Raw genomic sequence first — 19772 nt, forward strand, 5'->3', positions numbered from 1 at the left:
ATTATATCACTTTCCAGCAGATTTGTCAAGCACTTTTTTCATTTTATTCTGAAAATTTTTCCTCGACCGCTTTCGCTCTCTGTCGGACAGTAAATATATTATAGCATTACTTTCGCGTTTTGTCAAACCAAATATTGGAGGCTATTTGAACGTTTTTTTGTACGAAATAACCGATGAGGCGCAAAAAGGCGTAATATTCCCCTATTTTTTAGCCTTTATTATGCTCCTTCCCGTTTTCTTCGACTTAGCAGCAAGCTCGTACAGCTTGAATTCCCTGTATCAATGTGATATAATCATATTACAGATATACAGTTATTTCGATCGTATCTGAGGGGAGGTCTCGATTTGAATATCCTGATATATGCAATGCTTACCATCGGTATTCTCCTTATGGTCATCAATATATGGAGGTATGCCCGTTTTCTAAGTTCCCTGCGTGACGTTCTCTCGGCAGGGAGCCGAAAGGTCAGATTCTGGAAATACCTTGCGCTTTTGCTGCTGATATTCTTTCTTTCGGGATATCTGCTGGTCACCTTCAAGGGCGAACCCGATATTATAATCTCCGGAATACTTTTCGGCGGAAGCATATTCGTCGCCATAATGCAGACCATAACATTTACTCTGCTTAACAATACCAAGGAGAGAAGTATAGACATAGCCGAGGTGCTCATCGGCGTGATCGACGCAAGAGACCCTAATCTCAACGGACACAGCCGCCATGTTCAGAATCTCACTATGCTTCTTTACGAATATATCCCCTCTCCGAAGAAGCGCCTTATCAATTCCATCAGCCTTGAATATGCCGCGCTTATGCACGACGTCGGCAAGCTTGGTATCCCCGAGGTGATACTCAACAAGCCCGATAAGCTCACTCCCGAGGAGTGGGAGATCATGAAAAGGCACCCCGGGATTGGTGTAAAGATACTTGAGCCGCTGAAGTCCTTCAGCCATGTGTTCCCCTGGATACAATACCACCATGAGCATATCGACGGTACTGGCTACTACGGTCTGAAAGGCTGGCGTATCCCCTATTCATCGCGTATCATCGCTGTGGCAGACACTTATTCCGCAATAACCATGGAGCGCTCGTATAAGGCTCCCCGATCTCACGAGAAGGCTCTGGAGATAATGCGCAGTGTCGCGGGAACTCAGCTGGACAGCGACCTTGTGGAGATATTCTGCAAAATACCCAAAAGCAGGATAATCGCCTGTCAGCCGGAACAGATAAAATTCGATATCACCGATATACATGAAACCGAAAACACCGAAAAAAAGCCCGCGGAGGTCTGATTCACAGCCTCTTCGGGGCTTTTTATTGTTGAAAAAGCCGCAGCACACTTTAGGTGCTGCGGCTCGTTTTCGTTATTCCGCAAGAAGCTTTTTGTACGTCTCGATATAGAGATCCGCAGAAGCCGACCAGCTGTGGTCGCATTCCATCATGCGGACAATGAGGTCGTTCCATTCCTGCTTGTCGTTATAGTCTCCCCATGCACGCTTTACCGCATCGAGCATATCATTTGCGTTATATGTCTTGAAGGTATAGCCGTTGCCGTTCTCGCCGCCGTTATCGCGGACAGAGTCGCGGAGACCTCCCGTTTCGCGGACGATAGGAGCTGTTCCGTATCTCATGGCGATCATCTGTGCCAGCCCGCAGGGCTCGCTCTGCGAGGGCATGAGGAACATATCCGCTCCTGCGTATATCCTCCTTGATAGCTCGGGTATGAAGCCAACTGTCACCGATACCCTTTCGGGGTATCTTGCGGCCATTTCCAGGAAGAAATCCTCATATATCTTCTCGCCGCTGCCAAGCACGGCAAATTTTATGCCTTCGTGTACCATTTCCTCAAATACGCAGCGTATCAGGTCTATGCCCTTATGGCGGACAAAACGGGTAACGATACCGATTATGGGCTCATCTCCCTCGGCAAGTCTCAGCTCCGATATGAGAGCCGCCTTGCACTTCGCCTTGCCCTCGGGCTTTTTCGATGAATAGTTAGCCTCTATGGCCTTATCCTTCGAGGGATCGTACAGCTTTGTATCTATGCCGTTCATAATGCCGCGAAGCTTATACTGCTTTGTGACAAGTATCCTGTCAAGACCGTGAGCGTACCACGGGTCAAGTATCTCCCACGCATAGCTGGGACTGACCGTAGTTATCATGTCGCAGGTCTCGATAGCCCCCTTCATCATATTAACATAGCCGTCGTAGTCCAGAAGCCCCGCATTGTACATGGGTATGCCCATGAGCTCGCTGAGTACCTCCTTGCCGTACTTGCCCTGATACTCGATATTGTGTATGGTGTAGACGGTCTTTATGCCGTCATAGCCCTGCTGATACTTATAATAGACATTATAGTAGACGGGTATCAGCGCCGTCTGCCAGTCGTTGCAGTTGATGATGTCGGGGGTGAACTTGATATACCTGAGCATCTCAAGCACAGCCCTGTCGAAGAACACGAATCTCTCGCAGTCGTCATAGAATCCGTAGAGACCGTCTCTTGCAAAGTAATACTCGTTGTCGATGAAATAATAGGTAACGCCGTCCCTTACAGCCATAAATATGCCGCAGTACTGCTTGCGCCATGAGACATCTACGGTTATATTGGTCAGAAAGACCATTTTCTCGCGCAATTCGGGACTGACAGACTTATAAAGAGGGATCACCACCCGGCAGTCATGCCTCTTTGTCTTTATTGCCTTCGGAAGCGAACCTATTACATCTGCAAGACCGCCCGAGGCTGCAAAAGGCACAGCCTCGCTGGCAGCAAAAAGTATTTTCATATTCGATCACCGCCGTCAGATCTTACCGCCTTTTCCTATATACAGCGGATATGTCTCGGAGCCCGTAAGCACCTTTTCATTGCTAATCTCAACGTTCTTATCGGCAATTACCGATGAGATACTGCAATTCTCTCCTACCTTCGTGCCCTGAAGGAGAACGCAGTCCTTGACCACAGTATCCTTTCCTACCCTTACGCCTCGGAAGAGTATGGAGTTTATGACAGTTCCTTCAATGATACAGCCGTCTGCGATAAGAGAGTCCTTGATGCTGGACTCAAGTCCGTACTTCACGGGACCGTTGTCGCCGATCTTTGTCAGAACAGGCATATCCTTACGGAAGAGAGCGTTTTTCTTCTCGGGATCGAGGAGCATCCTGTTTGCAATGTAGTAATCCTGTATGCTGTCGATCTTTGTGAAGAAGCCGTCGTGCCTGTAGCCCATTATCTTGAACTGGTCCCTCTTGCCCTGGAGTATCTCCCGGGTAAAGCTGAACTGGTTGCGGCTGGCCGCGTCGGAAACGATCTTCTTCAGGAATTCCTTGGTAATTATGCACATCTCGAGCCAGATATTGCACTCGCCCGAAAACTGCGGATCCACCAGAACGTCCTTCAGTCTGTTGTCGTCGTCGAACTCAAGCACTGTTGTACACTTGTTCTTCTCGTAGTCGTATACTCCCCTGCTGTACACAAGGGTGATATCAGCTTCGTTCTTCATGTGCTGCTTCAGCACGGGATTGAAGTTTATGGTAGTCACCACGTCGCAGTTGGACATGATAACGTACTTCGCGTTGGAATGCTCAACAAAGCCCCAGATATTGTTGAGGGCGTCAAGTCTGCCCTTGTATATGCCTCCTGTCTGGCTGTAGGGAGGGAGAAGGTGGAGTCCGCCCTTCTTACGGGCAAGATCCCAGTCACGTCCCGAACCCAGATGGTCAAGGAGCGAGCCGTAGTTGGACTTTGTTATTACTCCCACCTCAGATACGCCCGAGTGGACGAAATTGGAAAGGGGGAAATCTATGAGGCGGTAACGTCCGCCGAAGGGTATGGAACCCATAGTTCTCTGTTTTGTCAGCTCGCTGACATAAGAATCGTGCATACTTGCAAAGACAAGTCCCAGAACATTATAATTAACACTCATAGCAATATACCTCCGTCAGATATTCTCACCGATGATCTGCTTCGGCTCAACGACCTTATCGGCAGATACAGTTACGTTATGTCCGACAACGGCAATGCCCCAGTCGTCTCTGTTCTCGATATTCTCGGGACTTGTTCCCACGCGGGCGCGGGATTCGATAACACTGTCACTGCCCACTATGGCATACTCCACAACAGCTCCGGACTTGATAACGGTGCCGGGCATGATGATGCTGTAGTTTACGGTAGCGCCTGCCTCGATGGTAACTCCTGAGAACAGTATGGAGAAATCAACTGTTCCGTCAATGGTGCTTCCCTCCGAGATCATGGAATTCTCGATATTGGCATTGTCGCCCACATACTGAGGCGGCATATTGCTGTTGCGGGAATAGATCTTCCAGTTGGGATCGTAGAGATCCAGAGGCACGCTGGGGCTGAGAAGGTCCATATTTGCCTCCCAGAGTGAATCCAGAGTTCCCACGTCCTTCCAGTAGCCCTCGAACTCGTATGCGAAGAGCCTCTGCTTGTCGCGGAGCATGGAGGTGATGATGTCCTTGCCGAAGTCCTTTGACCAGGGCTCGCCCTTTTCGCGCTTGGCGTTGGCGTCGTTTTCGTTCTCGATGAGGTACTTGCGGAGCTTCTCCCATGTGAATACATAGATACCCATGGAAGCAAGTGTGGACTTGGGCTCCTTGGGCTTCTCAACGAAGTCCGTCACCTGATTCTGCTCGTCGCAGATCATGATACCGAAGCGTGAAGCCTCAGCCTTGGGAACGTCTATTACGGAGATGGTGCAGTCCGCCTCGTTGGCAACGTGGAAATCCACCATCTTTGAGTAGTCCATCTTGTAGATGTGGTCGCCGCCCAGGACAACCACATATTCGGGATCGTAGCGTTCGATGAAGCGCATATTCTGGTATATGGCATTTGCGGTGCCCTCGTACCATGAAGCTCCGGCCTGTGTCTCATAGGGAGGGAGCACATGGACGCCGCCGTTCATCTTGTCAAGGTCCCAGGGCTGACCGTTGCCGATGTACTCGTTGAGCACAAGGGGCTGGTACTGTGTGAGGACGCCTACTGTGTCAATACCTGAGTTGGTGCAGTTTGAGAGAGGGAAATCGATGAGACGATACTTTCCGCCGTAAGGTACTGCGGGTTTTGCAACATTTTTAGTCAGTGCATATAGTCTGCTGCCCTGACCGCCTGCAAGGAGCATTGCAACGACTCTTTTCTTAGTATACATATTTTTCCTCCTGGATCGCTTATCGCGTTATGGAATTTATTTTTTCTTAGCAGAGGGTGTTTTCTTAGCCGCAGGCTTCTTCGCAGCCTTTTCCTCCTTGGCGGGAGCAGCCTTCTTAGCCGCAGGCTTCTTCACAGCCTTTTCCTCCTTGGCGGGAGCAGCCTTCTCAGGCTTCTCTGTCTCCGCGGACTTTGGTGCGGTCGTCCTCTTCTTCACGGGAGCAAACTTCAGATAGATAACGGACAGCGGTGCAAGTGTCATGGAGATGCTGTTGTCATGACCGTGCATAGGAATGCTGTGAGTTTTGAAGGAGGTCTCCGTGATGCCCGAGCCGCCGAACTCGGCTGCGTCGGTGTTGAATACCAGCTTGTATCTGCCCTTCTGCGGAACGCCTATCCTGTAGTCCCGGCGCTCAACGGGAACGAAATTGCAGACTGCGATGATCTCGTCGCCGTTATCATCGATACGCCTGAACGAGATTATGCTCTGCTTGTAGTCATCGTTGGATATCCAGCTGAAGCCGTTCCACGAATCGTCGTTCTCCCAGAGGGGAGGATTTTCGGCATAGAACTTATTGAGCTTCTCCGAGAATTTCAGCAGGGTCCTGTGGGAATCGAAGTCCATGAGATTCCAGTCCAGCTGGGACTTGTAGTCCCATTCCTTCATCTGTCCGAATTCCTGTCCCATAAAGAGCAGCTTCTTGCCCGGATGAGCCATCATGTATGCAAGGAAAGCGCGGTATGAAGCGAACTTCTGATCGTACTCGCCCGGCATTTTATTAATCATGGAGCACTTTCCGTGAACTACCTCGTCATGAGAGATAGGCAGGATATAGTTCTCCGAGAAAGCATAGAAAAACGAGAATGTGAGCTTGTCATGGTTGAAGGCCCTGTATATTGGGTCAAGGGACATATAGCTGAGCATATCGTTCATCCAGCCCATATTCCACTTGAAGTTGAAGCCCAGACCGCCTATATCGGTAGGCTTTGTAACCAGAGGCCATGCCGTTGACTCCTCGGCAATCATAAGAGCGTCGGGGTGCTTGAGGAATACCGCCTCATTGAGGTGCTTGAGGAATTCCACAGCCTCCAGGTTCTCGTTGCCGCCGTAGATATTCGCAGCCCATTCTCCCTCGCGCCTGTCGTAGTCCAGATAGAGCATGGATGCGACAGCGTCTACGCGGAGACCGTCCACATGGAACTCATCGAACCAGTAATTGGCACTGGAAATAAGGAAAGAGCATACTTCAGCCTTACCGTAATCGAACACTCTCGTGCCCCATGCCTTATGCTCCTTCTTGCGGTCGTCGGTGTACTCATAGCAGCAGGTGCCGTCGAATTCGTACAGTCCCGCCTCGTCCTTGGGGAAGTGTGCAGGCACCCAGTCAAGGATGACGCCTATCCCTGCGGCGTGGAACATATCTATCATCTTCCTCATATCGTCGGGAGTGCCGTAGCGTGAGGTGGGGGCGAAATAGCCTGTCACCTGATATCCCCACGAGCCGTCGTAGGGATACTCCGTCAGGGGCATGAACTCGATATGAGTATATGACATTTTTTTCAGATACGGTATTATTTCCTTTGCGAACGTAACATAGTCAAGGTAAACATCTCCGCCATAGTTTTTCCATGAGCTGAGGTGAACCTCATACACGTTCACAGGGCTTTTGTATATGCTCTTGTTCTTTTTTTCATCGAACCAGCCGCCGTCGCTCCACTGGAAGCTGCTCTCGTATATCTTCGAGGCAGTTCCGGGTCTTGTCTCATAGTGAGCGGCATACGGATCGGCCTTCATCAGTATCCTTCCGTCCTGAGTCTCGATACTGTATTTGTAAGCGTCGAACTGGCGGAGCTTTGATATCTCAGCCTCCCAGATACCGTCGGCAATGAGCTTCATGGGAGCAGCGGACCTGTCCCAGCCGTTGAAATCACCAACAACGGATACGCTTACAGCATTAGGAGCCCAAACTCTGAAGGTGAAAACCTTGCCTCTTCCCTTTTTCTTTGAATGAACGCCAAAGAATTTGTAAGCTTCATAGTTTTTACCCTGATAAAAAAGATACAGCGGAAAATCGTTTGGATTGTTATTTTTATTAACAGACATAATTCAGCCTCCTTTGCTATAATACATTTTATCAGAATCAGCATAATTATTCAAGCATTTTTGCAAATCACCGTAAAATTTCAGATGTTATGCTAATAATACCAGTTCTATTTAGTGCATTTTGACATATTTACTCTTTCAATTCCTTGTTAGCCTTTGTTAAAATGCACAGCAATCCAATGTATTCAGCCTGTGCTGTATGCCATTTGAGTTAATATTTTGTTAACAAATCAGAGACTTCATGAGGTGACTTTTATCCCTATCACCGTCACATCATCGCTGTGGAGCGTATGATCGAAAACATGAGCCTTCCTGCATATCTCCCCCACTATATGGCGCAGGTCATCACCTCCGAGAAGAAGCTCCTTTATGAAGGGATAGGCGTTCTCGGATACGCCGTCGGAGAACATGATGACTATATCCCCCTCCTCAAAGCCGCACTCACGGACATATACCTCCGACCGCCCGTATATGCCTATGGGAAAGGTAGGGGCAGTCAGCTTCATCACATTGCCGCGGTGCCGGATAAGTGTAGCAGCTGCTCCCGATTTTATCACCGTAAGGCCGCAGTCGTCAAGGTCTATCCGCACCGCGTCAAGAGTGGCAAAGCTCTCATCCTGCGGATCAGTCACCATCACCGAATTTATCAGCTTAATCGCGGAGCCGACATCAGCTCCGCTGGTGACCAGCCTGCGGAAAAGGCTGACCACCAGAGACGACTGGGCGGAAGCTCCTCTGCCTGTTCCCATGCCGTCGGACAGTACAACGTAGCCCGCCTCGGCTCCGTCCGTAAATACCGTATGAGTATCGCCGTTTTCCTGCGAGTCATCGGCACAGGCAGAGCTGGCGCATACCTCCATAGTGAAACGGGGCTTCTCGAACACCCTTATCCTCACTTCCCTGCCTGTGCAGACAGGTTCTGTGCAGCCCATTTTCAGCCGCAGCTCGTCCGCGATGAGGTCGCATATCCTTCTCCCGTCCACGGGAGCGCTGTCCGCCGGGAAGTATATCTCCGTGAGGAGACGGCTCCTGCTGTTGTAATAGGCTATGACCTGAGAGGGCGCAAAGCCGAACTTCTCCAGCCTTGCGCGGACGCTCCTGCTGACGCTGTGGGAGTACCTTACGTCAACGCGCTCGCCTGCGGAACGAACCAGCTCCTCGGTTATCTTCAGCTGCTCGCACAGAAGCTCCCTGCTCTCGGAAAAGCGCATCTCCATAAGCTTTGCCGCCGCTCTTTCACGGGAGCTCTCTGCAAATGCCGCGAGAAGCTCCTTTTTTCTCAGGCAGTCGTCCAGCTCCGCAGGGAAGCTCTCCTCCGCAAGCTCAGCCATCTCCGCAAGTCTGCGGAACCCACGCAGAGTGTTGCCCTTGTCGGACTTCCAGCAGAAGGGGCGGCGGTAGCAGGCCGAGCATACCGCCCGCGAATTATCCTCTATCTCCCTGGTCTCGTCCCTGCCCTCCGACAGCATTTCGGAGATCCGTTCGGACTCCCTGCGCAGATCGAGTACAGCGTCCGACAGAAAGCCCATGCGTGCGTTTATCGCATCGGGCAGCATGACCGTGCCGTCGTCCCCCGTTCTAATCCACTTGTCCGAGAACCGCCCCGACAGAGGCATAAATATCAGCGCTCCGCATATAATATCTATCATACTGTCTGCGTCTCCGAGAGCCGCTCCCGTCAGCACATTGAGCACAAAGCAGACTCCCACAAAGAAAGCCGCCGCCGTCTGTGGCTTTCTGTTGTGCATATAACCTGTAAGCAGACCTGCCGCAGGAAGAAGGACTATGCTCATGCCTGCCGCAGATGAAGCGAGAAAGGCTCCGCAGACGGACAGAGCTCCGCAGAGTACGCCTCCCGTCTGCTTGTAGAAGTAAGCTCCCATAAGGGTAACGGCTCCGCAGAAGACTATGCCGATATTCACCGCAGGCAGCTCCAGGGAGCAGAGTGATGTCGCTGCCATTATGTAAACCACTGAACAGGAAAGACCGCCTGTCCCTGATAAATCGGCTACCCTGTCCTTTTTCAGTCCCGTTATCAGCCTTGAGGCTGAGTAGGCCGCAAAGCCTGCAACGCCGCCGTAAAAGCCGTAAAACACCAGCTTGTGGGCAAGCTCGCCTATGACAGCCGAAACCGCCGCTCCCGATACCAGAACGCTTACCGCAGTATTTATGCCGCAAAGCTTCGGATCGTTTCTGGGCTCCAGAAACATCTTGATTATCACTATCAGCGCAAGAGACGCAAGCTTCACGATATTGTCCCCTATAGTGCCTGCCGCTATGCTGCGGACAAGGCTCCCTGTGAAGACAGCGGCCGAATATGGCAGCCCCACAGCCCCTGCGGCTGATATATCCGCAAATGAAGCAACTCCGCCCACCTTTGCCCCAGAAAGGAAAAGACCTGCTCCCACACAGGCTGCAAAGGCTGCGGAGACACCTGCATACCTCCATTCTCTTATCCTTCTCACGATCTGCATCGCACATCACCTCACAAAAATATACGATACATTATACCATACCGAGGCTGCCGCAGATGTCGCAATCCGCCGTCGAATGATGAGAGCTCCCGACGTTTGCGGGCGCAAAAGAAAAAAGGCTGCTATCATACAGCCTTTCCTGTTATTTCCTTCCGTCCGCCATATAGAGCAGAGCGTTGCAAATGGCAGCCGCCACATTGCTGCCGCCCTTTCTGCCTCTGGCAACTATACAGGGAATCCCGCTTTCGATTATCATTTCCTTGGACTGCACCACATTCACAAAACCCACGGGTACGCCGATGACCAGCTCGGGAACGAAGGTGCCTGCTTTTATATGCTCGCAGAGCCTTATAAGCGCAGTGGGAGCATTGCCTGCCGCGTATATGACAGGCCTGCCAAGCTCCGCAGCCCTGTCCACCGAAGCGGCGGCTCTTGTGGTGCCCTCGGCTGCCGCCCTTGCGGCAATCTCACCGTCAGCCATGAAGCACTCAACGGAACAGCCGTGCCGTTCCAGAGCTCCTTTGTTTATGCCTGCTCTGGCCATATTGGTATCGGTGACGAAAACCGCTCCCTTTCCGATGGCAGCCAGAGCCTTCTCCACCGCACCCGGGGAGAAGTAAAGATTGTCATAGTAATCAAAATCAGCGGTAGTATGTATAGCCCTCATGACTATGGGACGTATATCCTCGGGGAGCGCTCTGTCTCCCAGCTCCTTTTCTATAAGCTCGAAGCTGCGTCTCTCTATGTCCTTTGGCAGAACGTATTCAAGCTCCATCAGATGCCCTCCTCTATGATCCTGTACAGCAGCCCTGTGTCAATGCTGCGTCTCACGCCCTCAGCAAGCAGGTCGAACTGCGCCTCCTTATAGGCCTGTCTGTCGGCAGTACCGCCGCGGTATTCAATACCCTTAGCGGAGAAAAGCTGCCTCACCAGCCTTTCCGAGACCTGAGCGCTGTCAAATATGCCGTGTATGTAGCAGCCGCAGACATTCCCCTCATATGCGCCTCCGCAGTCGAGGAGCTGCGGGCTCCTGCTCTCTGTGCTGCCCATGTGTATCTCATAGCCGCTGAACTCCGCGCCGCTGAGGCAGCCGAAAAAGCCGTCATTGCCGCAGAACCTTCCCGAGGTGCGCACCTGTTTTTTCTCCGCACCGAAAACCGTGGTGCATTTCAGCAGGCCCATGCCGTCGGCGCTGCCGCCGCCCTCACTGCAAAGGGGGTCCGAGACAGTCTCCCCAAGCATCTGATAGCCTCCGCATATGCCGAAGAGAGGAACTCCCCGTGATACCTGCCTTTTCACAGCCGCTTCCAGTCCGCTCTCACGGAGCCATCTCATGTCGGCGAGAGTGCTTTTCGTTCCCGGAATTATTATCATATCGGGCTCGCCCAGATCGGTATACCTGCTGACATAGCGCACTCCCACGCCGTCGTACTGCGCGAAAACGTCCATATCCGTAAAGTTGGATATCCTGGGAAGCCTTATGACGGCAATATCTATGATACCCTTTTCATCAGCCGAGAGCTTCCGTGAAAGGCTGTCCTCGTCCTCTATATCGCAGTGAAGATAGGGCACAACTCCCAGCACGGGCTTGCCGCCCCGCTCCTCAAGTATCCTTCTGCCGTCGTCAAACAGCGTTATATCGCCGCGGAACCTGTTGACCACCAGTCCCTTCACCATGCTTAGCTCATCACGTTCAAGAAGTCCCAGAGTACCGAGAAGCTGCGCAAAAACGCCGCCCCTGTCTATATCTCCCACAAGGAGGACAGGAGCCTTTGCCAGCTTTGCCATTCCCATATTCACTATATCATCGGACTTCAGGTTCAGCTCAACGGGACTTCCCGCCCCCTCGATGACTATGATATCATGCTGTGAAGAGAGCTCCTCATAGGCCGCTTTTATGAAGGGGACAAGCTCCGTTTTTCTGCGGAAATATTCCGATGCCGTCATATTACCAACAGCTCTGCCCCTGACTATAACCTGAGAGCCTACGTCCGTGGTGGGCTTCAGCAGGACGGGGTTCATAAGGACAGAGGGCTCGATGCCCGCCGCCTCGGCCTGCATTGCCTGAGCCCTGCCTATCTCGCAGCCGTCGGAGGTGATATAGGAATTCAGCGCCATGTTCTGCGACTTGAATGGGGCGCAGGAATAGCCGTCCTGACGGAATATCCTGCACAGCGCCGCCGCTATGAAGCTCTTGCCCGCATTGGACATAGTGCCCTGTATCATTATCGCCTTAGCCATTCACTATCCTCCTCAAAGCGCCGGTAAGCGTCATGTTTTCACTGTGAGACCCCACTGCCGTGCGGAAAAAGCTGCTGTCAAGGCCGCTGTAGTCACCGCAGCACCTGATGAGTATGCCCTGACGGAGAAGAAGCTCTCCCAGCTGCGGAAAGGCTCTGAACAGTATAAAATCCGCCTGTGATGGGTATCCTCTGAAGCCAAAGGAGCTGAGCTCTGCGGAGAGGTATTCCCTCTCACGCTCAATAAGCTGTACGGTACGCCTTACATAGTCCTCCTCATCAAGAGCAGCCATGCCCGCCGCCATTGCGGGAGCTGAAACGCTCCAGTACTGTCCTGACGCGGCTATCCTGCCGGCAGTGTCCGTACTGCCGCAGACCGCGTAACCGAGGCGCAGACCTGCCATGGCGTATATCTTTGTGAAGGAGCGCAGAACTATGAGTCCGGGGCTCATGAAATTCAGAGCCGTAAGCTCCGCCGCTCTCCCGGTAAAATCAATAAAGCTCTCGTCACACAGGAGATACGTACCCTGCTTTTCACACTCTGCGGCTATCTCACAGAGAAGACCCGGCTCTATGACCCTTCCCGTTGGATTATGGGGACTGCATATCATCAGCATATCATTGCCCGCAATTTCTGGCATGATGCGCTCTGTAAGGGAGAAGTCCTCCTTCTCTGAAAGCATATGCACGGATACTTCGCAGCCGTGCTCCTCAAGAGCCTTGCGGTACTCGCCGAAGGCAGGAGCGCATATCAGCGCCCTGCGCGGTCTCAGGGCAGATACGGTCCTGTATATGATATCGTCGGCGCCGTTTCCGCAGACTATCATTTCTGCGGGAATATGCAGCCGCTCCGACAGCTTGCCGCGCAGCTCCCTGCACAGGGGGTCAGGATATCTCTCCCAGTCCGCCGCCGAGACAGCCACCGCCCTGCGGACGCTCTCGGGCATACCGAGAGGATTGAGATTTGCGGAGAGATCAAGCTTTATATCGAGGCAGAGGTCGTTTCCGCCGTGCATACCGTTTATCATAGGATACCTCCCGCAATGACAGCCCTTACCGCAGCCGCGGCCATGAAAACAAGAACTGCCGCTCCGTACATGAGCCTGTTGGCTCGTGGTATGTCATGGTTTTCTATCTCGCGTACAGGGTCGCCGATATATTCCTTCCTGTGGAGTTCTCCGAAGTAGTATGCGTCACCTGCCAGCCTTACGCCGAGAGCTCCTGCACAGGCCGCCTCCGTCTGGGCGGAATTAGGGCTTGCGTGCTTTCTGCGGTCACGCCGCCATATACGGAAGGCTCTTCCTCCGTCAAATCCCAGCAAGGGAGCAGCCGCTGTCATGGCAAGAGCGGTCAGCCGCGAGGGTATGTAGTTCAGCACATCGTCCAGCTTCGCAGCGAACCGCCCTATATCGGCATATTTTTCATTCCTGTAGCCTATCATGGAGTCCATGGTGTTTGCCGCCTTGTAAAAGAAGCCGAGGACCGCTCCGCCCAGCGACATATACATAAGCGGAGCCGTCACACCGTCGGAGGTATTCTCCGCCACAGTCTCGACAGCCGCCCTTATTATGCCTTTTTCGTCCAGCACCGCCGTATCGCGGCCGACTATCATTGACACCGCCTTACGGGCCGCCTCTGTGTCTCCCGACTTTACTGCGCGGTATACCTTCATGCTCTCGTCACGCAGGCACCTTGCCGCCATGAGATAATAGCACATCACGCCCTCGATGACAGCTCCCAGCCATAAATTCACACTGTAGCAGACAATGAGTATTGCAAGGGGAACAGCCGCAGATACCGTCAGCACCGCGGCTGCAAGGAGGACGCCTCCTGCGCGGAGATGTCCGCTCATGCGTCTGCGCACAGCTCTCTCCAGAGCGGCTATGAGCCTGCCTATAAGGCGTATGGGGTGAGGCAGACTGTAGGGGTCGCCCAGAATGCTGTCCAGAGCCGCTCCCAGAAACAGCGGCAGGACCGCTATAATGTATTTCATATATTCTCCGTTACTGTTATAGTTTCTCCGTCAAATTCGGTGATATAGCCGTGACTGTTGCGTATATGCCAGTCGAAATAGCTGCGGCGGGGCACCGCAAAGCGCTCCATAACAGCCATGATGGTGCCGCCGTGAACAACAAAAGCAGCCCTTTCCCCGCGGGGAACACGGGCTATACAGTCAAGGAAGCCTTTGACGCAGCGCTCCCTGAAGGCGGCAGGGCTCTCGCCGTTGGGAAAGGCCGCTTCTCCGCCGCTGTCTATCCAGCTCTGATACCTGATGTCGGCAGACAGCTCCTCATAGTTCCTGCCCTCGAAGTCTCCGAAGTCGCATTCTCTGAGGCTTCCGCATATAACAGGCTCTTTTTCGGGGTATATGAGCCTTGCCGTCTCTATGCAGCGCTTCATGGGACTTGCAAAGACCATATCGCAGGAGGGATAGACCCTGTTCTTCAGTCCCTCTCTGCCCTGAGAACACAGAGGCTCGTCGGTACTGCCTATATAGCGCTGTTCAAGGTTTCCTGCGGTCAGGCCGTGGCGTATGAAGTCAACCCTCATCGGGGCCGCCCTTGATATAGTCGGGGATACCGCAGATTACGCGGATGACCGTATCGCTGGCCGCAGCTATCAGACAGCCGCATCTTCCAACGGCCTCGCGGCGTACACGCTCCGCCTTAACAAGGGGAACTATGCCGCAGCCTATCTCGTCCATGATGACCAGAACGTCCTTGTTGGTCTCGCAGAGACGCTTCGTGAACTGCACGGGATCAACGCCCTGTGCGATGAGCCTTGCTATCATCTTGTGATAGCTCTTTATACAGTCGGCCGTAAATACCTCCTCGAAATCGCAGACATTGCCGTTTACCATATTTTCCTCCGACTTTCCGAAAAGTCTGACGGCACAGCCTATCTTTCCCTGATATGCTCCTCCGATTATCATTTTCATATCACATGACCTCCGTTATTCTGTATGTAAGCGCAGCAGCCGCTGCAATGAACAATTCGCACATCTGCAGGAACCAGCCTGCAAGATCTCCCGTAACACCGCCGAACTCCCTGTAGGACATGAAGCGGTAGTATAAAAGCGTCAGCAGAGCAGCAGCGGAAGCAGCCACACCTGCCGCGGGAAATATAAGCACCATAGCCGCCATGCACAGCAGCGACACCGCAGACAATACTGTCACCGTCGTCCTCTTGTCGGCAGAGGAGGTGAAGCTGTAGAGAGTCCCCTCCTTCTTGGCGGCGCGGAAGCTGACGGCGGCAAGACCGCTGAGACTACGCGAAAGCACAAAGCCCACAGCCGCAACGCCGACGGCGGATATATCCGTCAGCTGTGCCAGCAGAGCGGTGTACAGCAGAAGATATGCGCCCAGCTTTATGGCCGCAAAGGCTCCTATATGAGGATCGCTGAGGATCGTCAGCTTTTTCTCCATGTCTCCCCATGAAGCTCTGGCGTCGCAGGTATCGCAGAAGCCGTCAAGATGTATGCCTCCCGTGACCAGAACGGTTATGGCCACCGTACCTGCGGCGAACAGCAGACTGCCTGTGCGAAGTGCGTCGCAGACCAGCCTCAGACCCATGACCAGTCCGCCCGTAACAGCTCCCACAAGGGGGAAGAAGCACAGTGCGAACCTCATATTCTTCTCGTTCCACTGACGCTGTGGAACTGGTATCCGCGAATACATCAGCAGTGCTGACAGCAGTGAATCCATCATATCAGCTTTCCCTTGCGCAGTAAAGGTATACCGTAAACGCACTCCACCACATTGTCGGCAAATTCGGCTATACGGCGGTTTATGAAGGCCATCTGCCTTATATATGCCATGGTATCGGGAGTATAATCGTTTCCGTCGCTGCCCACCTCGTTGGTGACTATGACCAGCTCCGCAGTCTTTTCCGAGAGCTGCTTTATGCCCGTCACTATCTTATCCGCCGGGTGGAGTATCTCCATGCCCACAAACATCTCGTTAGCGCAGAGATTGCCCACACATTCCAGCAGCACGCCGCTGCCCTTCGGAATATCGGTCTCGCCTATATCGCGGAACCTCTCCACGGTAACATAGTTCTTTCCGCAGCGCATCTGCACATGACGAGCGATTATCGCCTCTGCGTCATCGCCGACGGGGTTCATAGTGGCGATGTAGTATTTCTGCCCGGTGAAGCTGTCCAGTATCTTCTCGGCATAGCTTGACTTGCCGCATTTGGTACCGCCTGTTACAAGTGTGATCATTTCAGTTCCACATACCTTTCTATCCCAGCGCTGTCAAAGCGGTGGGAGTTGTAATACAGAGCCGCTGCTCCGTCCAGAAGCGGCAGCAGCATTATGCCGCCTGTGCCCTCGCCGAGCCTGAGACAGCCGTCGATGACCGCTCTCAGCCCCAGCCTTTCAAGGAGAAGTCTGCCCGCAGGCTCAGCGGAAACGTGGCCTGCCAGCATATAATCGGTGCAGCGTGGGGCAAGCATGGAGGCAAGCACCGCCGACACTGCGGATATTACGCCGTCAATGATAACGGTGATCCCGTAAACAGCTCCCCCCAGAAAAAGTCCCGTCATGCCGCCTATCTCGTAGCTGCCCAGCTTTGACAGCAGCTCAGCAGCGTTATGGGGGTCGGGCGAATTCACTTCAACAGCGCGGCTGACGGCGTTTATCTTGCGTTTCAGCCCCTCTGTGGAAAGACCTGCTCCCCTGCCTGTTACTGTCTCGGGAGGAAGTCCCAGTATCACCGATGAGAGCGCAGCCGTGGGAGTGGTATTGCCTATGCCCATTTCTCCCGTAATGATGACCTTCACGCCCTTTTCCGCAAGCTCTGCGGCAATGTCCATACCGGCGCAAAGAGCGGCCTGCGCCTGTTCTCCGGTCATTGCAGGCCCTTCGGCTATATTTCCGGTACCGTGAGCGATCTTGCGCTTTATCACGGACTCACAGTCCGTATCGCCCTCCATGCCGATATCAACGGCATAAACATCGGCGCCGTATACAGCCGCAAGGGCGTTGATATTGGATCTGCCGCAGGCGATAGCCTCCGCACAGGCCAGAGTCACGGAGCTGTCGGTCTGTGTGACACCCTCAGCGGTGACGCCGTTGTCCCCGCACATAACGACTGCGGCGCGGCGGCTGATATCGGGACGGTCAGTCTGCTGCACAGCCGCTATCCTGCACCACATATCCTCAAGGACACCGAAGCTGCCAAGAGGCTTTGCGACACCGTCCCAGTGCTCCTTAGCAAGTATACTGTACCTCTTGTCGGAAGGGCGAATAAGTTTTATCCTGTCCATTATTTACCTCCGTAAGCCGCACAGGCAGCCGCAAAGCGCTCAGCCATGCGGACGTCAGCGTAAAAATACAGATGAGGGAAGCCTGCGTAAAGCGTTGAAGAGCTATGAACGCATTTCCAGCTTCTGCCGTCGGCCTTTGCGGCGGTGAAGTCCTCTCCGCAGCAGGTACTGTCCCAGTAGTGGAACTCGTGAGCGGCGAAGCTGTCACCCTTTCCGCATATAAGGCAGTCCTTTTCCGCTGTCATAGTGATATATCCGAAGCGCCGCAGCCTGTCGGTCTCATAGGCTGTGCCGCCGATAACGCCTGCCATGGGGTACTCCCTGCCCTCCGCGGTCTTCAGACAGTCGTGGAGATACATGAAGCCTCCGCACTCCGCAATAGTGGGCATACCGCTGTTTATGGCCTGCCTTATGCTTACGGACATGGTACGGTTTGCGGAGAGCTCCTCTGCGCAGAGCTCGGGATAGCCGCCGCTGAGTATCAGTCCGCAGCAGTCCTCGGGGAGTCTCTCGTCCTCCATGGGTGAGAAGTATTCCGGGGTACAGCCCAGGCGCTGAAGCAGCTCCATATTCTCAGAGTAGATGAAGCAGAAGGCTCTGTCGCGGGCTACAGCTATCTTTGGTGAGACGCCGTCGGGCAGTCTGTGCAATTCTTGCTCCCTGAAAGTGAGACAGGGCGACTTCGACAGCTCCATGAGCCTGTCAAGGAGGATATTCTCCTCCGCAAGCCTGCCAAGCTCCGCAGTTTTTTCGCAGAGATCATCTATCTCGGAGGCCGTCACAAGTCCCAGCCTGCGGCTCTCAATACCCGGACAGTCCGGCGGCATACAGCCTAAATACTCAGTTCCCAGCTCACCGCACAGCCTCTGTGCAAGAGGGACAAGTCTCCGGGGCAGCCTGTTGAAAACGAAACCCTTTATATTGCTTGTCCGCCTGTAATCGAGAAAGCCCTTCATGACCGCGCCCACAGACTCGCTCATGCCCTTGCAGTCAATAACCAGTACGGCAGGACTTTCGGTTATTTCGGAAACAGAATGAGCGGAGCCCCTTCCGTCAACGCCGTCATAATAGCCCATAACCCCCTCGATCACCGATATATCAGCATTTGGGCTTCCCTCATGAAGAAGCTGCCTCAGCCTGTCATCGCCGCAGAAGAAGCTGTCCAGATTATGAGCGGACGCACCGATTATACTGCTGTGGAACATGGGATCTATGTAGTCGGGGCCGCACTTGAAGGAGGCGACCCTCAGTCCGCGGGCTTTCAGCGCCGCAAGAACTGCACAGGTAACGGTGGTCTTTCCGCAGCCGCTGTGAGTTCCGCCGATAACGAATCTTTTCATCAGAGCTTCCTTTTTATAATGAATACAGGGTTCTCAGCCGAGAGCATGGTGTGAGTCCCTGCTTTTTTCGTTCTTGTTACTGCGATCTGAGTGATCTCCGCTTCAAAGCCAAGCTCATCAAATACTGCGGTACACTCCGAAAGAGTTTCCAGTGAGACGGCAGTAACGGTCAGGCGTATATTGCTGTTTTTTGCTGCCGCTGTCATGACGATATCCCTCAGCTTTCCTCCCGAGCCCCCCACAAAAACGCAGTCGGGAACGGGCAGCTCCGCTGCTGTATCCACGGCGTCGCCCTCACGGACCTCGATATTATCACAGCCGAATTTCCTGAGATTGCTTCGGATAAGCTCCGCAGCCACGGGCTCTCTCTCAACGGAGAATACCCTTCCTCTCTCGCATTGCAGAGCCATTGCCACGGAAACTGAGCCCGTACCTCCGCCGATATCCCAGCAGATATCGTCTCTGCCTATGTCCAGCCCTGCCACCGCAAGGCAGCGGACCTCCGCCTTTGTCATGGGTACACTGCCCCTTATGAAGCTCTCATCGGGGATAAACCCGGGGATACCGCGCTCGTAATCGGGATTTTCCGCAAGGAGCACACACAGTCCCGAGGCGTCCGTCTCCGTGAGCTCCTCGGCTCTGCCGCTGATTATACGCTCATCGGGGTAGCCGAGCCTTTCGCCGATATAAACCTTCACGGCGCCTCTGCCGTACTCGCACAGCCTTTGGCAGACCTGTGCGGCGGTGATCTCTCCCCCCAGAAGGAAGAATGTGAGCCTGTGAGCGCAGACCGCTCTGACGATATTGCCGCTCCTGCCGTGTAGACTGACGAAATTGCAGTCCGACCAGTCCATTTTCAGCTTTGAGAACAGATACACAGGAGAGGCTATACCGCATATGATCTCCGTGTCAAAGTCCTCCAGAGCCTCTGCAAGGGCAGCTGCACCGCTGAAGAAGCCGCAGTCCCCCGACATGAGCACCGCAGCCGTTCCGAAGCAGCCTTCTTCAAGGAAGCGTCTTATCTCGCCGCTTCTGTACTCCTCAAGGACAGTTTTCCCGCAGTCTCTGTAGCCTTCCACCATACGGCCCGCGCCAATGAGCACATCTGCCGCATTTATGGCCTTTTTAGCCTCGGCAGTGAGCGTCTTTCCGCCGTCGGTGCCTGTTCCCACGATATATACCTTCAC

Annotated in this window: 17 protein-coding genes; 1 reads left to right on the top strand and 16 read right to left on the bottom strand. The window is 53.5% G+C overall.

What is annotated here, in order from left to right; all coding sequences use genetic code 11:
• The first annotated feature begins 345 nt into the window (after positions 1 to 345).
• Positions 346 to 1290 (top strand): HD-GYP domain-containing protein, encoded by a 945-nt coding sequence (locus Q0Y65_RS10640; RefSeq protein ID WP_297959547.1) that lies wholly within the window; start codon positions 346 to 348, stop codon positions 1288 to 1290.
• Positions 1291 to 1362: 72 nt separating this feature from the next.
• On the opposite strand, the gene glgA is transcribed toward Q0Y65_RS10640, so the two are convergent.
• The 16 genes from glgA to cbiE all read right to left on the bottom strand — a co-directional run bounded on the left by glgA (position 1363) and on the right by cbiE (position 19772).
• Positions 1363 to 2781 (bottom strand): glycogen synthase GlgA, encoded by a 1419-nt coding sequence (gene glgA, locus Q0Y65_RS10645; RefSeq protein ID WP_297959549.1) that lies wholly within the window; start codon positions 2779 to 2781, stop codon positions 1363 to 1365.
• A gap of 15 nt (positions 2782 to 2796) precedes the next feature.
• A complete protein-coding gene (gene glgD / locus Q0Y65_RS10650; protein WP_297959551.1) occupies positions 2797 to 3918 on the bottom strand; it encodes a glucose-1-phosphate adenylyltransferase subunit GlgD in 1122 nt (373 codons plus the stop codon).
• Between the two features lie 15 nt (positions 3919 to 3933).
• Positions 3934 to 5160: a glucose-1-phosphate adenylyltransferase gene (locus tag Q0Y65_RS10655; protein ID WP_297959553.1), complete on the bottom strand. Its 1227-nt coding sequence runs from the start codon at positions 5158 to 5160 to the stop codon at positions 3934 to 3936.
• A 36-nt stretch (positions 5161 to 5196) separates the two neighbouring features.
• Positions 5197 to 7263 carry a 1,4-alpha-glucan branching protein GlgB gene (glgB, locus tag Q0Y65_RS10660; protein WP_297959555.1) on the bottom strand — a complete coding sequence of 689 codons (2067 nt, stop codon included), beginning with the start codon at positions 7261 to 7263 and terminating at the stop codon, positions 5197 to 5199.
• A gap of 239 nt (positions 7264 to 7502) precedes the next feature.
• Complete coding sequence (locus tag Q0Y65_RS10665; protein WP_297959557.1) at positions 7503 to 9737, bottom strand: SpoIIE family protein phosphatase; 2235 nt, start codon at positions 9735 to 9737, stop codon at positions 7503 to 7505.
• Between the two features lie 142 nt (positions 9738 to 9879).
• Complete coding sequence (locus Q0Y65_RS10670; RefSeq protein ID WP_297959559.1) at positions 9880 to 10512, bottom strand: precorrin-8X methylmutase; 633 nt, start codon at positions 10510 to 10512, stop codon at positions 9880 to 9882.
• Positions 10512 to 11978 (bottom strand): cobyric acid synthase, encoded by a 1467-nt coding sequence (locus Q0Y65_RS10675; protein WP_297959561.1) that lies wholly within the window; start codon positions 11976 to 11978, stop codon positions 10512 to 10514. The genes Q0Y65_RS10670 and Q0Y65_RS10675 overlap by 1 nt, the downstream gene beginning before the upstream one ends.
• Complete coding sequence (locus tag Q0Y65_RS10680) at positions 11971 to 13005, bottom strand: histidinol-phosphate transaminase (RefSeq protein ID WP_297959563.1); 1035 nt, start codon at positions 13003 to 13005, stop codon at positions 11971 to 11973. The genes Q0Y65_RS10675 and Q0Y65_RS10680 overlap by 8 nt, the downstream gene beginning before the upstream one ends.
• A complete protein-coding gene (cbiB, locus tag Q0Y65_RS10685; protein ID WP_297959565.1) occupies positions 13002 to 13970 on the bottom strand; it encodes an adenosylcobinamide-phosphate synthase CbiB in 969 nt (322 codons plus the stop codon). The genes Q0Y65_RS10680 and cbiB overlap by 4 nt, the downstream gene beginning before the upstream one ends.
• Complete coding sequence (locus Q0Y65_RS10690) at positions 13967 to 14527, bottom strand: histidine phosphatase family protein (RefSeq protein ID WP_297959567.1); 561 nt, start codon at positions 14525 to 14527, stop codon at positions 13967 to 13969. Before Q0Y65_RS10690 ends, cbiB begins: the two co-directional genes overlap by 4 nt.
• Positions 14517 to 14915, bottom strand: a complete 399-nt coding sequence (locus Q0Y65_RS10695; RefSeq protein WP_297959569.1) for a bifunctional adenosylcobinamide kinase/adenosylcobinamide-phosphate guanylyltransferase — start codon at positions 14913 to 14915, stop codon at positions 14517 to 14519. The genes Q0Y65_RS10690 and Q0Y65_RS10695 overlap by 11 nt, the downstream gene beginning before the upstream one ends.
• A 1-nt stretch (position 14916) precedes the next feature.
• Positions 14917 to 15684 carry an adenosylcobinamide-GDP ribazoletransferase gene (locus Q0Y65_RS10700; RefSeq protein ID WP_297959571.1) on the bottom strand — a complete coding sequence of 256 codons (768 nt, stop codon included), beginning with the start codon at positions 15682 to 15684 and terminating at the stop codon, positions 14917 to 14919.
• Positions 15681 to 16199: a bifunctional adenosylcobinamide kinase/adenosylcobinamide-phosphate guanylyltransferase gene (locus Q0Y65_RS10705; RefSeq protein WP_297959573.1), complete on the bottom strand. Its 519-nt coding sequence runs from the start codon at positions 16197 to 16199 to the stop codon at positions 15681 to 15683. Before Q0Y65_RS10705 ends, Q0Y65_RS10700 begins: the two co-directional genes overlap by 4 nt.
• The gene (gene cobT / locus Q0Y65_RS10710) at positions 16196 to 17245 is read right to left on the bottom strand and encodes a nicotinate-nucleotide--dimethylbenzimidazole phosphoribosyltransferase (RefSeq protein WP_297959575.1); all 1050 of its coding nucleotides are present in this window, start codon (positions 17243 to 17245) and stop codon (positions 16196 to 16198) included. The genes Q0Y65_RS10705 and cobT overlap by 4 nt, the downstream gene beginning before the upstream one ends.
• Entirely contained in the window at positions 17245 to 18585 is a 1341-nt protein-coding gene (locus tag Q0Y65_RS10715; RefSeq protein WP_297959576.1) for a cobyrinate a,c-diamide synthase, read from the bottom strand. Before Q0Y65_RS10715 ends, cobT begins: the two co-directional genes overlap by 1 nt.
• A complete protein-coding gene (gene cbiE / locus Q0Y65_RS10720; RefSeq protein WP_297959578.1) occupies positions 18585 to 19772 on the bottom strand; it encodes a precorrin-6y C5,15-methyltransferase (decarboxylating) subunit CbiE in 1188 nt (395 codons plus the stop codon). Before cbiE ends, Q0Y65_RS10715 begins: the two co-directional genes overlap by 1 nt.

Origin of the sequence: uncultured Ruminococcus sp. (genome assembly GCF_947301925.1) — a bacterium.
Classification (GTDB): Bacteria; Bacillota; Clostridia; order Oscillospirales; family Ruminococcaceae; genus Ruminococcus.

Coding starts and splice junctions, on each gene's coding strand:
- glgA (WP_297959549.1), bottom strand. CDS start 2,781: ATGAAAATACTTTTTGCTGCCAGCGAGGCTGTGCCTTTTGCAGCCTCG.
- glgD (WP_297959551.1), bottom strand. CDS start 3,918: ATGAGTGTTAATTATAATGTTCTGGGACTTGTCTTTGCAAGTATGCAC.
- Q0Y65_RS10655 (WP_297959553.1), bottom strand. CDS start 5,160: ATGTATACTAAGAAAAGAGTCGTTGCAATGCTCCTTGCAGGCGGTCAG.
- glgB (WP_297959555.1), bottom strand. CDS start 7,263: ATGTCTGTTAATAAAAATAACAATCCAAACGATTTTCCGCTGTATCTT.
- Q0Y65_RS10665 (WP_297959557.1), bottom strand. CDS start 9,737: ATGCAGATCGTGAGAAGGATAAGAGAATGGAGGTATGCAGGTGTCTCC.
- Q0Y65_RS10670 (WP_297959559.1), bottom strand. CDS start 10,512: ATGGAGCTTGAATACGTTCTGCCAAAGGACATAGAGAGACGCAGCTTC.
- Q0Y65_RS10675 (WP_297959561.1), bottom strand. CDS start 11,978: ATGGCTAAGGCGATAATGATACAGGGCACTATGTCCAATGCGGGCAAG.
- Q0Y65_RS10680 (WP_297959563.1), bottom strand. CDS start 13,005: ATGATAAACGGTATGCACGGCGGAAACGACCTCTGCCTCGATATAAAG.
- cbiB (WP_297959565.1), bottom strand. CDS start 13,970: ATGAAATACATTATAGCGGTCCTGCCGCTGTTTCTGGGAGCGGCTCTG.
- Q0Y65_RS10690 (WP_297959567.1), bottom strand. CDS start 14,527: ATGAGGGTTGACTTCATACGCCACGGCCTGACCGCAGGAAACCTTGAA.
- Q0Y65_RS10695 (WP_297959569.1), bottom strand. CDS start 14,915: ATGAAAATGATAATCGGAGGAGCATATCAGGGAAAGATAGGCTGTGCC.
- Q0Y65_RS10700 (WP_297959571.1), bottom strand. CDS start 15,684: ATGATGGATTCACTGCTGTCAGCACTGCTGATGTATTCGCGGATACCA.
- Q0Y65_RS10705 (WP_297959573.1), bottom strand. CDS start 16,199: ATGATCACACTTGTAACAGGCGGTACCAAATGCGGCAAGTCAAGCTAT.
- cobT (WP_297959575.1), bottom strand. CDS start 17,245: ATGGACAGGATAAAACTTATTCGCCCTTCCGACAAGAGGTACAGTATA.
- Q0Y65_RS10715 (WP_297959576.1), bottom strand. CDS start 18,585: ATGAAAAGATTCGTTATCGGCGGAACTCACAGCGGCTGCGGAAAGACC.